The sequence below is a fragment of the Nesterenkonia sandarakina genome, assembly GCF_013410215.1.
Classification (GTDB): Bacteria; Actinomycetota; Actinomycetes; order Actinomycetales; family Micrococcaceae; genus Nesterenkonia; species Nesterenkonia sandarakina.
In genome coordinates this window covers 1570527-1583585 of record NZ_JACCFQ010000001.1, presented here as the reverse complement: position 1 = coordinate 1583585, position 13059 = coordinate 1570527, and the positions used below count along the sequence as shown (strand labels likewise).

At 68.5% G+C, this 13059-nt stretch carries 13 protein-coding genes; 6 read left to right on the top strand and 7 right to left on the bottom strand.

What is annotated here, in order from left to right:
• Positions 1-83: 83 nt before the first annotated feature.
• From HNR11_RS07375 to HNR11_RS07355, 5 genes are all read right to left on the bottom strand, one after another.
• Positions 84-1232, bottom strand: a complete 1149-nt coding sequence (locus HNR11_RS07375; protein ID WP_179441759.1) for a hypothetical protein — start codon at positions 1230-1232, stop codon at positions 84-86.
• A complete protein-coding gene (locus tag HNR11_RS07370; protein ID WP_343050614.1) occupies positions 1229-2185 on the bottom strand; it encodes an extracellular solute-binding protein in 957 nt (318 codons plus the stop codon). The genes HNR11_RS07375 and HNR11_RS07370 overlap by 4 nt, the downstream gene beginning before the upstream one ends.
• Before the next feature lie 196 nt (positions 2186-2381).
• Positions 2382-3449, bottom strand: a complete 1068-nt coding sequence (locus HNR11_RS07365) for an ABC transporter ATP-binding protein (RefSeq protein ID WP_179441757.1) — start codon at positions 3447-3449, stop codon at positions 2382-2384.
• A complete protein-coding gene (locus HNR11_RS07360; RefSeq protein ID WP_343050613.1) occupies positions 3446-4243 on the bottom strand; it encodes an ABC transporter permease in 798 nt (265 codons plus the stop codon). Before HNR11_RS07360 ends, HNR11_RS07365 begins: the two co-directional genes overlap by 4 nt.
• Positions 4240-5064: an ABC transporter permease gene (locus HNR11_RS07355; RefSeq protein WP_179441756.1), complete on the bottom strand. Its 825-nt coding sequence runs from the start codon at positions 5062-5064 to the stop codon at positions 4240-4242. Before HNR11_RS07355 ends, HNR11_RS07360 begins: the two co-directional genes overlap by 4 nt.
• A 133-nt stretch (positions 5065-5197) precedes the next feature.
• On the opposite strand from HNR11_RS07355, the gene HNR11_RS07350 reads away from it, so the two are divergent.
• Positions 5198-6166 (top strand): LacI family DNA-binding transcriptional regulator, encoded by a 969-nt coding sequence (locus HNR11_RS07350; RefSeq protein WP_179441755.1) that lies wholly within the window; start codon positions 5198-5200, stop codon positions 6164-6166.
• A gap of 159 nt (positions 6167-6325) precedes the next feature.
• On the opposite strand, the gene HNR11_RS07345 is transcribed toward HNR11_RS07350, so the two are convergent.
• Positions 6326-7327, bottom strand: coding sequence for a DMT family transporter (locus HNR11_RS07345; protein ID WP_179441754.1), 1002 nt, complete (start codon positions 7325-7327; stop codon positions 6326-6328).
• Between the two features lie 141 nt (positions 7328-7468).
• On the opposite strand from HNR11_RS07345, the gene HNR11_RS07340 reads away from it, so the two are divergent.
• The 5 genes from HNR11_RS07340 to HNR11_RS07320 all read left to right on the top strand — a co-directional run bounded on the left by HNR11_RS07340 (position 7469) and on the right by HNR11_RS07320 (position 12277).
• A complete protein-coding gene (locus tag HNR11_RS07340; RefSeq protein ID WP_179441753.1) occupies positions 7469-7714 on the top strand; it encodes an RNA-binding S4 domain-containing protein in 246 nt (81 codons plus the stop codon).
• A gap of 156 nt (positions 7715-7870) precedes the next feature.
• Positions 7871-8956, top strand: coding sequence for a glycosyltransferase (locus HNR11_RS07335; RefSeq protein ID WP_179441752.1), 1086 nt, complete (start codon positions 7871-7873; stop codon positions 8954-8956).
• Positions 8953-10185: a glycosyltransferase family protein gene (locus HNR11_RS07330; RefSeq protein WP_179441751.1), complete on the top strand. Its 1233-nt coding sequence runs from the start codon at positions 8953-8955 to the stop codon at positions 10183-10185. Before HNR11_RS07335 ends, HNR11_RS07330 begins: the two co-directional genes overlap by 4 nt.
• Positions 10182-11093, top strand: a complete 912-nt coding sequence (locus HNR11_RS07325) for a glycosyltransferase family 2 protein (RefSeq protein WP_179441750.1) — start codon at positions 10182-10184, stop codon at positions 11091-11093. The genes HNR11_RS07330 and HNR11_RS07325 overlap by 4 nt, the downstream gene beginning before the upstream one ends.
• Positions 11090-12277, top strand: a complete 1188-nt coding sequence (locus HNR11_RS07320) for a glycosyltransferase (RefSeq protein ID WP_179441749.1) — start codon at positions 11090-11092, stop codon at positions 12275-12277. Before HNR11_RS07325 ends, HNR11_RS07320 begins: the two co-directional genes overlap by 4 nt.
• Here the strand turns inward: HNR11_RS07320 and HNR11_RS07315 are convergent.
• Entirely contained in the window at positions 12264-12923 is a 660-nt protein-coding gene (locus tag HNR11_RS07315) for an alpha/beta hydrolase (protein ID WP_179441748.1), read from the bottom strand. The genes HNR11_RS07320 and HNR11_RS07315 overlap by 14 nt on opposite strands.
• Positions 12924-13059: the final 136 nt, after the last annotated feature.

The window sequence follows — 13059 nt, the reverse complement described above, 5'->3', positions numbered from 1 at the left end:
AACGGGGATGAACACAGATTGCGTCAGCTTATCGCGCTGGCGCGGCAGGTGCGGATTCGATCGGGCGCGGGCGTCCGGTGCGGTCACGGCGCGTCGAGGCTCAGCCCGTGCTCATGGTCCAGCCGGGCAATCTCGGCGATGACCTCCCGGCGCAGCGCCTCCTTCTGCTGGGCGGGAAGCCAGCACGCATCCACGGCCCGCACCGCCATGTCCCGCAGTTGCTCATGGGTGGCCCTGACCTCGGAGGCGAGGATCGTGTATTCGTTGGTCAGCGAGTTCGGAAACATGCCCGGGTCATCCGAGCACGGGATCACGTGTAGCCCGGCGTCGAGCATGGCGCGGATAGACGCACGCCGCCACGGCCGCCAGGACCGGCGCGAGGTCACACACCCCACTGTGAAAACCACCTTCTCCGCTCGAAGACGAGCGACGACGTCGTCGTCCTCGAGCACGTAGTAGCCATGATCGATCCGGTCGCAGCCCAGATCGTCCAGGCAGGTCAGCGTGTTCTGGGCGCTGGGCTGATGCTCCGAGGAGTGGGCCGTCCTGCCCAGTCCCGCGTCTCCGGCCAGCTGATAGGCCTCGATGAATCGCTCGGGTGGGCCGACGGTCTCGAGGTTGTCCAGTCCCACCCCCGCCACATACGGGTGCGGGTTCTCGACCACGGTGCGCACCCAGGCGAGTGCCTCCTGAGCAGTCTTCGACCGGTCGATGCCCGCGATCAGGCGACCGGTCATGCCGAATGCCTGCTCGGCCTGCTCGATGCCTCGGGCGAAGGACTCCACGTAGCCGAGGTACCCCAGGTGGCTCAGGTGCTCCGGGAGCTGGTCAAAGAACAACTCCAGATGGCGGACGTTTGAGAGCACGTGGGCATCTTCGAACGCCTCATAGACGATCCGGGTCAGGTCCTCCGCGGTCTGCAGCGCCTGGGTCACCCAGTCACAGGCCTGAAACAGCGAGTACGACGTCGTCGGCTCGCCTGGCGCGGGCGACTGCGGCACCGGGATCCGGGTGTTCTCGTACAGAGCGGGGTCCGGCGGGCGCGAGTTGATGTCCCGGTAGATGACCTCTGGGTCCTCGGGCAGCTCGAGGCCGGCGCGGCGCGCAAGTTCAGCGAACGTTGCGGCGCGCACCGTGCCGATCAGGTGGCAGTGCAGGTCGACCTTGGGAAGCTCCTGGATCCACCCCTCGGGGACGGTGAGCTGCTGCGCCTGGGGATAACTCTGGCTCACTGACCGGAGACTTCCCGTGCGAAGCGGGCGACCCAGTCGTCGCGGGTGGCCACCAGCTCGGAGGGATCCAGGGTCGCGTAGCCGGCCTGCACCGGGTCATCAGCGATCTCGCCTACGACCTCGGTGAGTTCGACGGGAATCTCCGCGTCAAGGTTCACCGGGAGGTCTCCGACGATCTCCGCCGAGCTGGTCTGCCCTTCGACGCTGAGCAGATGATCGATGAAACGGTGCGCGGCCTCCGGGTTCCCCGCGCCCTCGGCGAGCATCGCACGGTTCGTGGCCATGAAGCGGTTGTCCTCGGGAGCCACCCAGGCCACGGGTTCACCGGAGGCCATCAGGTTGGTGGCGAAACCGTTGAGACTGCCCGCCGCCGCGATCTCACCCTGGGTGAGCAGATTGGTCACCTCGGTCGAGGAGCTGTAGTACTGGAGCACTCCCGGCGACCATTCGCCGAGCTGCTCGAACGCAACGTCCACATCGTAGGGCCCGTTGCCATAGTGCCCGGCGACGCCGCTGACCATCAGCTGTCCGGCAGTCACCGAGATGTCCGGCAGCGCCACCCGCCCGGAGAGCGCGTCCTCTCCCCAGGTGTCCCAGCTTGCGGCCTCTTCGGCCTCCAGCTCATCTGTGGAGTACAGGGTGCCGTAGAGCTGGTAGCTGTAAGCCGGTCCCATGTATGCTTCCTCGGTCGCGAAGTCTGCGACCTCCTGGACTGATGGCACCTGGTCCAGATCGAGCTCGGCGAAGAGCTCTTCCTCCTGGCCAAGCGCCGCGTAGTAGTCGCTGATCAGCACTACGTCGACACCGGGGTCCTCTCCCCCGGCAAGCTGCAGCTGGGAGAGCCTGTCCGCGTTGGACCCGGTGTCGAGCTCGACCTCGATCCCGGTCTCTTCGGTGAACGGATCCACCACGGCCTCCTGGAACTCTTCGACCCCGAAGGGGAAGGTGCTCACGACCAAGGTCTCCTCGCCGCTCTCAGCATCCCCGGCGGAGCCACAGGCGTTCAGGGCGAGGAGGCTGACGAGCAGCCCTGCCGTGAGAGCGCCTGGACGGCGCCCCTTGAGAGGGCTTCTGGAAGTGCGATGTTCGGGCATGATCGTTCCTTTCGGTAGAGCTGGCATGTCTCATGTGTGGTGAGCGGCAGAGTGGTCAGGGGCGCAGGGCAATCACGTGGGAGGCCGGGGCCACGACGTCGACGGGGTCCCCTCGATGCAGATCGGCGGCGGCGCCGGCGCGGACATCGCAGATCAGGCGCACGTCACGACCATCGGCCTCGCGGGCCGCGACCGTGACGAGCACGTCGACCCCGCGGTAGGCCAGATCCAGCACCTCACCGGACAGCCGAAGATCCGCGTGGTGCCCCTCTGCGGCGCTTGAGGGCAGCACGTGAAGATGCTCGGGGCGGACCGTGAGGGTGGTGCCGTCGGGTGCGGAGAGGAAATTCTCATACCCCATGAACTCGGCGACGAATCGGTTCGCGGGGGCGCCGAAGACCGAGGCTGGTGCGCCCTGCTGCATGATCCTGCCTGCGCGCATGACCACCATCTCGTCGCTCATCTCCAGCGCCTCGTCCTGATCGTGGGTGACCAGAACGACCGAGAGTCCGGTCTCCGATTGGATGCGGCGGATCTCGGCGCGCATCTGGACCCGCAACCGAGCGTCGAGGTTGGACAGCGGCTCGTCGAGCAGTAGCAGCTTGGGGCGCACGGCGATCGCGCGGGCCAGCGCGACGCGCTGCTGCTGACCGCCGGAGAGCTGCCGCGGCCTGCTCCTGGCAAGGTGTCCCAGGCCCACAAGGTCGAGACTCTCCGCGGCTCGACGAGTCTGCTCGGCGCGGGGAAGTCGACGCAGCTTCAACCCGTAGGCGACGTTCTCCGCCACGGTCATATGGGGAAATAGCGCGTATGACTGAAAGACCATGCCCAGCCCGCGCCTCTCCGGGGGAAGCCGGGTCGCGTCCTCCCCATCGATGTAGATCGTCCCGCTGCTGGGCTGGGTATATCCGGCCAGCATGCGCAGCGAGGTCGTCTTCCCACATCCCGAAGGCCCCAACAAGGTGGTGAGCCGCCCTGCGGGGATCTCAAGGGAGATGCCGTCCACGGCGGTGAAATCGCCGAAGACCTGAGTGACGTTGTGGAAGCTCGCCGCGGAGCGTGTCGGCGCGGCAGCGCCGTTACCTGGTCCCGTGGTTCCGCTGTGTGAAGTGATGGGGTTCATCGGTTGATACCTCCGAAGATCTTGGCGAATCCGACGGTCCGCTCGGCGATGACAGCGATGACCACCGTGGCGGCGAGGATGAGCGTCGATGTGGCCGCGATCATCGGGTCATAGCTCTGCTGCACGTAGTCCAGCATCGTGATGGGAAGGGTTCTGGACTCCCGGCTCTGGAGCAGCAGCGAGAGCGGAACGTTGTTGAACGAAGTCACGAAGCCGAGCAGCGCCGCGGAGAAGATCCCCGGCCGCAGGATCGGAAGCGTGATCGTGAAGAAGGCCCGCAGCGGGGAGGCTCCCAGACCCCGGGCGGCCTCCTCCAGAGACACGTCCGAGCTAGCCAGCGCTGCTCCGGTGACTCGCACCGCGTAGGGCAGCAGCAGCGCGGTGTGCCCGAGCAGCAGCACCGGCCAGTTCTCGATGCGGAAGGTGACGATGAGCTGCTGGTACAGCGCCAGGCCGACGACGAGTTCCGGGATGATCAGCGGGGAGAGGAACAGGCCCTCGACCAGGCCCTTGCCCGGCAGTGCTCCCCTGTAGATGGCAAGGGTGGCAGGAACTCCGACCGCCAGGGCAAGAAAGGTCGAAGCCACAGCCAGCTGCAGACTCGTCAGCAGGGCGCTGGTGAACGGCGCGTAGTTCAGTGCGGCGTCGAACCATCCCAGTGAGAAACCCTCCGGCGGGAATCTCAGGGTGGAACCGGAGGTGAAGGCGGTCGCGACCACAAAAAGGATCGGGACCAGCATGATGATGTAGCCGGCGAGGGCCAGTGCGGCCGCGATAGGTTTTCTGGTGTTCACGCGGTGGCTCCTCTGCGACCTAGGCGGGCTGAGATGCCGGAGACAAGGACCACCAGGATGGTCATCACGATGGCAGTGGCCGACGCGCTCGCCCAGTCGACGGTGACGCTGGAATAGGAGTAGAGCTCTGTGGAGAGCATCCGCTGACGGGAACCGCCGAGCAGGTAGGGCGTGGTGTAGGCGGTGACGGACCCGGCGAAGACCAGCGTCGCGGCGACCACGAGCCCGGGAAGCGACAGCGGAACCACGATGTCCCAGAAGGTTCGCCGTCGGCTGGCCCCGAGGCCACGAGCGGCATCATCGAGCCCGGCATCGACCTGGGAGACTGCTGAATAGCACGCGATGATGGCCAGCGGAAGGAACAACTGGGTCAGCCCCATCACGATCGCGAACGGGGTGTAGAGCAGCTGCGGTGGCGTGTCGGTGACCCCGAGACTCACCAGCAGCTGGGCAAGGGCACCGTTGGAGCCCAGAATGACCAACCAGCCGAAGGTTCGCACCACATTGCTCAGCAGCAGCGGGAAGATCGCCAGCGCCAGCAGCACCCCGGCCCAGCGCGAGGTCGACCGAGCGAGGATGTACGCGATGGGGAAGCCCAGCGTCAGGCACACCAGAGTGACGATGAGTCCGAGTCCGACCGTGCGTCCGATGATGCGCAGGTCATAAGGGTCCGTGAGCATCGCCCCGAGTCGGGTGAAGATCTCCCCAGCGTCAGTGCCCGGTGCCGCGAACAGGATGCCCATCGCCGGTGCCAGGAAGCCAAAGACCAGGAAGGCGAGTCCCGGAAGCAGCAGGAGAGCGGCGGATCCGCGTCGATTCATCCTGTTCCCTTCGTCGATGTAACCGGTTTCATTCAGACTACGACGAAGACGACAGGAACCTCCAGAGTTAGCAGTTAAATCCGTGTAAACGATCAGTTGGATGCGGTTTCATGGAACGGCGTATCGTGGACGCATGACCACCATCTCGGATGTCGCGGCTCTTGCCGGGGTCTCCAAAGCCACCGTGTCCCGCGCATTCACCCGTCCGGACACGGTCGCTCCTGCGACCACCCAGCGCGTCTTCGACGCCTCCCGCAAGCTCGGTTTCGTCCCCAACTCGGCTGCCCGACAGCTGGCTCGGGGTCGCACGGGCATCATCGCGCTCGTGGTGCCGACGCTGAACAACAGCTTCTTCACCCCGATCATCTCCGGCGCGCAGGAGCGAGCTCATGAACTTGACCTGCAGCTGACCGTGGCGGTGCACCCACTCTCAGGGACGGAAGAGCTGGCAGCCTTTGAGCGGCTCTCCCGACAGGTTGACGGGTTCATCGTCGCCGCACCCTGGGGAACCGATGACATTCTGCGAATGGCGGGGATGTTCAAACCGCTGGTCCTGGTCGACCGTGAGACCGAAGGCATGACGTCGGTCATCGCAGACACCGCATCTGCATTCCAGGAGCTGGCCTCCCACCTGCTCACACAGGGGCATCGTCACGTGTGTTACGTGGGCGGGCCGGAGCGCTCCTGGCAGGATCCGCTTCGGCTTGCCGCCGTGCGCGAAGCCGCGGAACGTGGCGGAGCGCAGGTCACCGCCCTGGGGCCATTCCCTGCGACCTTTGAATCGGGCCTTGCCGTCTCCGGCGCGATTCGCGATTGCGGAGCCACCGCTGTCATCCCCTACGCCACAGCAATCGGACTAGGGATCCAGTTCGCCCTGCTCTCCGAGGGAGTCGGGAAACTCCCCGTCGTGACCTCCGAGACGCCTGTCGCCCGAGCCCTGGGACAAGCACAGACCCCCGTGGTCGACGTCGACGGTGAAGCGCTTGGACGAGTCACGGTGGATCAGCTCGCGGAGAGCATCGAGTCCCCCGCCGCACCAGCTCGGCAGATCAGACTCCCCGTCCCTGTGCACATAGATCCATCGGCAGAGTCTTCGGACTGAACACCCAGAAGGCCGCTCCTGGCGATGAGGGGCGCCCGCTTGACCCGGGACGCGCGGAACTGGACTCCCCGGGTTCCTCTGGACGACGCCTGGCCTTACGCTGCGCCCCTCGAAGCGGGTCGGCAGGTCAACGGCTCAGCAGTCCAGCGGCTCAGCGGCTCAAGCAGCGGACCGGGGACCGGGGCGCCCGCGCAGGATATCCGGCAGCGAGGCCAGGATCACCGCGATCAGGGTCAGCCCGGTGCCCAGCACCGTGGCAGTGGTGACCAAGGAGCCCGGCGTCGGGAGCAGCACGTCGAGCAGCAGCGAGCCCAGGAGCTGGCCCGCGATCATGCCCATCGCGGCGATCAGCACCCCCACCCGGGTGACCAGCAGCGCGCCCAGGGCGATGAAGATGATGCCCAGCGGTCCGCCCAGGTAGTGCCACCAGGTCAGCGACAGCGCGGGCTCTGCCCCGGTGAGCAGGGCCTTGCCGGCCCAGACCAGGAGCAGGAACAGCGTGCCGGCCAGGAAGTTGAACAGCGTGCCCGGCGCCGGCGAGGCATAGGCCGCGGAGTGTCGGCCGTTGATCGCCTGCTGAGCGGCTTGGAGGAACCCTCCGGAGAGCGGCAGCAGCACCAGGGCCAGCCAGGCCAGCCCCTGTCCCGGTGCGCCCAGCTGCGGGGAGACCGCCCAGAGCACCGCCAGCACGGTCAGCACGGCGCCACCCACACGGAACGGGTTCAGGCGCATCCGCCCGGCCGGGCCGAGTCCGATCCGGTCCCAGAGCAGACCGCCCAGGGTCTGACCGGTGACCACGGCCACGGTGAACACGGCCACGCCGATCAACCCGATTGTCAGGGTCTGGGTGAGCACGAAATACGCGCCCACGCACCCTGCCAGGAAGTACCACCATCGGATCCGGCCGTCGCGGACCGCCGGTGCCACTCGGGCCATCGCCCGCCGACCACGGGGTGTGCCGAAGGTCACCAGCAGCAGGATCACGCTGCCCACGGAGAAGCTGATCGTCGCCGCCAGAACCGGGTCACCGATCTCAGCGGTCAGCGCGGCATTGACCCTTCCCTGGGCGGGGATCGCCGCCCCGGAGGCGAGCATCAGCAGCAACAGGAAGACCCAGACCAGCGGGGAACGGGGCGCCGCGGCGGGCACAGCAGAACTCATGAGACTCACTGTAGCCAGCCCCAGCCCAGCGTTTTACCGGGGGTTGCGCAGTTGACGGGGCGTACCGTCTAGCCGGTGAAACACGGAACCCCCGGTAAAAGGCTGGGTGGGCACGCTGGGAGGGCATGACAGACTTGGACCATGAATCACGAGGTGTCTGAGGTCCCGATCCGCGATGAGTCCATCCGTCTGGGGCAGCTGCTGAAGCTGGCCGGAGTGGTGGAGAACGGCGCGATCGCCCGTGAGGTGATCGACTCCTCTGGCGTGCGCGTGGACGGTGAGGTGGAGACTCGGCGCGGCGCCCAGATCAAGCGCGGCCAGCTCGTGGAGTTCGACGGCGAGCCCTTCGGACTGCCGAGCGCCCGACTCATGCCCGTCGAAGGCTGACGGAACTGATCCTCGCTCCCTGAAACCGCGTGTACAGTGCCTCTAGGGGCGGGTGCACGCAGGTGTGCCGGGCCCTCAAAGACATTCTTCTGCGAGGTGCCTGCCGGTCTCCGATGACCGGCGCCGGGGGGCTGTGCCTCGCCCTGTGAACTAGGGGTGCGGTTGCGCATATGCATCATCGCCTCGAGCCAGTTCCCCATCAGGGAACCCTTCGCCGGGGGGCTCGAAGCTTTTACACACACGGTGGCAAGGAAGCTCATCAGCAGAGGCCACTCGGTCACGCTTTTCGCTGCGGGCGGCAGCGATCCGGAGCTGGGCGCGCAGATGCTCCTGCCGGAGCGCCTCGAGCTCAGTGAGACTGCCCGCTCCGACGTCGGCGCGATGCCGGTGGACTGGATGCAGCAGCACCACGCCTACCTGGGTCTGATGCTGCGCCTGGCGGAGTCCCGGGACTTCGACGTGATCCACAACAACTCGCTGCACCACCTTCCGCTGGCGCTCTCGGCGCTGCTGCCGGTGCCGATGCTCACCACGCTGCACACTCCCCCGACCCCCTGGCTGGAATCGGCGATGACCTACGCCGCTCCGTCCTCGGTGTTCACCGCGGTGAGCTCCGCCACGGCGCGGGCCTGGGCGGACTCCGTGACTGCCAGCGTGATCCCCAACGGGATCGACACCGATGTCTGGCACCCCGGGCCGGGAGGCAACGAATGCGTCTGGACCGGACGGGTGGTGCCGGAGAAGGCTCCTCACCTCGCGATCGACGCCGCGCGCGCCGCCGGCCGCAGCATCACCCTGGCCGGCCCCATCATGGACCGCAGCTACTTCGAGCAGCAGGTCCAGCCGCGGCTCGGTGACGACGCGGTCTATGTGGGCCACCTGCGCCACCGCGAGCTGGTCGAGCTCGTCGGCTCCTCCGCGGTCGCCGTGGTCAGCTCGCAGTGGGACGAACCCTACGGCCTGGTCGCAGCAGAGGCGATGTCCTGTGGGACCCCGGTCGCGGCGTTCCCACGCGGGGGTCTGGTCGAGATCGTCACGGAGGCCTCCGGCGCGCTCGCCGCGGAGAGTTCCGTGGCCGCGCTGGCCGCGGCGATCACCCGTGCCGCGCGCCGCGACCGCCGCGAGGTCCGCCAGCGCGCTGAAGGGGACCTGTCCCTGGAGCGGATGGTCGACGACTACGAGCTGCTCTACGCCGAGATGGCGATGGAGCCCTCCACCCAGCCCAGCGCCTCCACCCGATGATCGGCTGGTACATCCACCACCAGGGCCGTGGACATCTGCACCGCGCCACCGCCGTGGCCCATGCCGCTGCCGCCCGGGGAACCCAGATCACCGGGATCTCCTCCCTGGCAGAGCCGGCAGACTGGCCCAGCGCGGCCGGCTGGGTCCAGCTCGCCCGCGATGACACCCCGATGGAGGACAGCCCGATGCCGCAGAGCACCGGGCAGCCTCGCGGCGGGACAGGCGACGGCGGGCCGGATCTTGCCGGGCCGGATCTTGACCGGCCGGACGACGGCGGGCCGGTGCAGGGCGGGTTCCGCGCGCCCACCGCGGCGGGGACGCTGCACTGGGCTCCGCTGCACCACCCCGGGCTGCGCCGGCGCAGCGCGCAGCTCTCGGCCTGGATCGATCACGCCGCCCCGCAGCTGCTCGTCGCCGATGTCTCGGTGGAGATCGCGCTGCTGGCCCGGCTGCACGGGATCCCGGTGATCACCGTAGCGCTGCCCGGGGACCGCAGCGACCCGGCGCACCGGCTGGGCTATTCGGTCTCCACCGCGGTGGTGGGAATGTGGCCCGCCCAGGCCACCGGGATCCTCACCGGCGCCCCGGCAGTCCAGGCCCTGGGCGGACTCTCCCGCTTCACCCCCGCGCCACGCGATGCGCGGCCGGCCTCCCCCAGCACCGGCCACCACGACACGGGCCGCCCAAGCACCGGCCACCCCAGCGCGCGCGCAGAAGATCCATCCCTGGAGGTCCTGGTGCTCAGCGGCGCCGGCGGAGGAGCGGTGCCCCCGGCTGCGGTCGCGCAGCTGCGCCGGACCCTCCCGAAGGCACGGCTGCGGGTGCTCGGCGGCGAGTCCGGCTGGGAGGACGACCCCTGGCCGCTGCTGCAACGCGCTGATCTGGTGCTCACCGCGGCCGGGCAGAACTCCATCGCTGAGGTCGCCGCCAGTCGCACCCCCGCCCTGGTCACCGCTCTGGATCGCCCGCACCAGGAACAGCAGCACATGCTCGCCGCCCTGGAGTGCGGCCCCTGGCCCGCGGTCCGCGCCCCCGAGGCCGGCGACTCCGCAGGCTGGGACCGGGCCGTGGCGCAGGTCCTCCAGCTGCCCGGTGCAGACTGGGAGAGCTGGTGCGACGGCGCGGCCGCGCTGCGGTTCGCCGAGCTGTTAGACGCCCTGCTCCCCACCCCCGCGCCACCGACCGCAGCGATCAGCCATGCAGAAGACAGCAGCGAGGTGCTCCGATGACCCTTCCCCACCGAGCCGAACCGCGCGCCGTCGTCGTGACTGCGGTCCATGGTCGCCACGCGCATCTTCAGCGGCAGCGCGCCGCGCTGCGCACCAGCACCCACCCTCCGCTGCGCCACGTGGTGGTCGCCATGGCGGACCCCCAGGTCAGCGCGCAGCTCGACGCAGCAGGACCAGATGACGACGTCGCGCCGGACACCCAGGTGCTGAGCATCGCGCGCAGCTCGGGCCGGCTTCCGCTGGCCGCGGCCCGCAATATGGGCGCGGCCCAGGCGCTCAAGGACCTCACCGAAGCCGAGGACCTGCTGATCTTCCTGGACGTGGACTGCATCCCGGACCCCGAGCTGATCCGCGCCTACCTCCAGGCGGCGAAGCAGCGACCGGAGGACCTGCTGTGCGGCCCGGTCGCGTATCTTCCCGAGCTTTCGGCGGAGAAGCTCGACGCCGCCTCTGCACAGCAGCTTGCGAGCTGGGCCGCCCCGCATCCGGCCCGGCCAGCACCGGAGCCCGGAGAGATCATCACCGGCGGAGAGCACGCGCTGTTCTGGTCGCTGTCCTTCGCGGTGCGCCGGGACGTCTGGGAGCGCATCGGCGGGTTCGACGAGGCCTACACCGGCTACGGGGCCGAGGACACCGACTTCTCCTGGCGCGCCAGGGCGCGCGGGGTCGAGCTGACATGGGTGGGAGGTGCCCGTGCCTACCACCAGCATCACCCGGTGTCCCGACCGCCGGTGGAGCACCTCCCCGACATCCTGCGCAACGGCCGGATCTTCGCGGATCGGTGGGGGCACTGGCCGATGCAGGGTTGGCTGGAGGAGTTCAAACGGCTGGGGCTGATCCGCCGGGTCGGCGAGCACTGGGTCGCGGCGGCCCCCGCGGCGGAAACCCCCAGCGGGAGCTCGGCATGAGCATCACCGTGGCCTCGGTGCCCGCATCCCATGTCTACATCCGCCATCTCCAACACCCGGACGACGCAGCCCGCAGGACGGAAGCGCCGGAGCAGCCGGAACCGAGAGAATCGGAACACCTCGTGGTGCGCCGGCTGCCGGATCCGCCCTCTCCGCGGAAGGACACCCCCACCGGGGCGCCGTGGTGGCCGCCGGCGATGCTGGACCCGGACTGGATCGCCGCGCACGACTTCGATCTGATGCACGTCCATTTCGGCTTCGACGCGCAGACCCCCGAGCAGCTCCACGAGGTCTTCGACGCGCTCGACGCCCACGGCCGACCCCTGATCTACACCGCGCATGATCTGTGGAACCCGCACCAGGCGGATCCGGCGCTGCATGAGGCCCAGCTTCAGGTGCTCTTCGCCCGGGCACGGGCAGTGATCACGCTCAGCGACCAGGCCGCCGAGGAGATCTTCACCCGCTGGGGTGTGAGCGCAGAGGTGATCCCGCATCCCCACGTGGTGGACCTGGAGCTGATCCACAGGTACGCCGAGTCGCCGCGGCGCCGGACCGAGGAGTTCCGACTCGGCGTGCATCTGAAGAGCCTGCGCGCCAATATGGTCGGCATCGAGGTCCTCGAGGCCGCGCTCGCGGCGCTGCGTGAGATTCCCCGGGCAGTGCTGCAGGTGGACCTGCACCACGACGTCTTCGACTCCTCCGGGACACGCCACGACGCGCGGCTGGTCCGCTGGCTGAAGCGTCAGGACCCTGAGCTCCTGGACCTGCGGGTGCACGACTTCTTCACCGACGCCGAGCTCTTCGACTACCTCTCGAGCCTGCACGCCTCGTTGCTGCCCTATCGCTTCGGCACGCATTCGGGCTGGATGGAGGCTGCCCACGATCTGGGCACCACGGTGATCGCCCCGGACGTGGGCTGCTACCGGAGCCAGGGAGCCGACTTCCTCTACCGCTGGCAGGACGGGCGACTCGACGCGGCGAGCCTGACCCGCGCGGTGCAGGCCGCCAGCACCCAGGCTGCCGGCGTGCAGTCGCGCAGCGCACAGTCAGGCTCCTACCCCGACGACCACACGCCCTGGCGCGCACCGGCGGCCCCGGCCCGTCAGGGTTGGCGCGAAGAGCAGCGGCGAGCGATCGCCGCCGCCCATGCGGAGATCTACGCCAGAGTGCTCAGCGAGGGTTGAGCACGATATGGGTCAGGAACTCCCCCACATGGCTGATCTCCTGAGGCACCACGCCGTGTCCCGCCCCGGCGTAGAGCACCTTGGTCAGCTTCACGGTCTTGGTGGCCCAGCTGTGGGTGTACTCCACATGCTCGGACGGGATGATCGGGTCCTCCTGGTCGCGGCCCCAGAAGAACGGGACCTTCGCGGCGGCCAGCGCCTCGTCGTCGAAATAGTCCTCAAGCCCCTCACCACGGGTCGGGTCCACGGCAAAGCCAGAGAGTCCGACGACGGCGGCGAAGGCCTCCGGGCGGCTGCGCAGCAGCGAGGTGGCCATCGCCATGCCCATGGAGAAGCCGAGCAGGGTCACCGAGCTGTGCTGGTCCTTGACCGAGGCGATCCACTCCCAGAGATCCTCCACTGCGGCGCGAGCTGCCGAGGAGGAATAGGCGAGCCGCTCCACGTCGAGGTCGAACCAGGTGTAGCCGCCGAACTCCATCTCCACGGGGGCGCGCACGGAGGCATAGGTGAAGTCTGCCGGCAACCCAGGGACAAGCCCGATCAGATCCTGTTCGTGGGAGCCGTAGCCGTGCAGCAGCACGACCAAGGGGGTGCCGGCGCGGTCCTCGGGCTCGCGGGACCAGGCGACGTGCGGGGTTGCAGACATGAAGAGACCTTTGCGTGACGGGAAGGGTACCGGCTCCACTCTAATCAGCGCAGCATGTGGACCGCATCGACCGGCGCAGCGCCGCCGATGATCAGCCTCACAGATCAGCCCCAGGTATCAGCCCCTGGGCGGATGC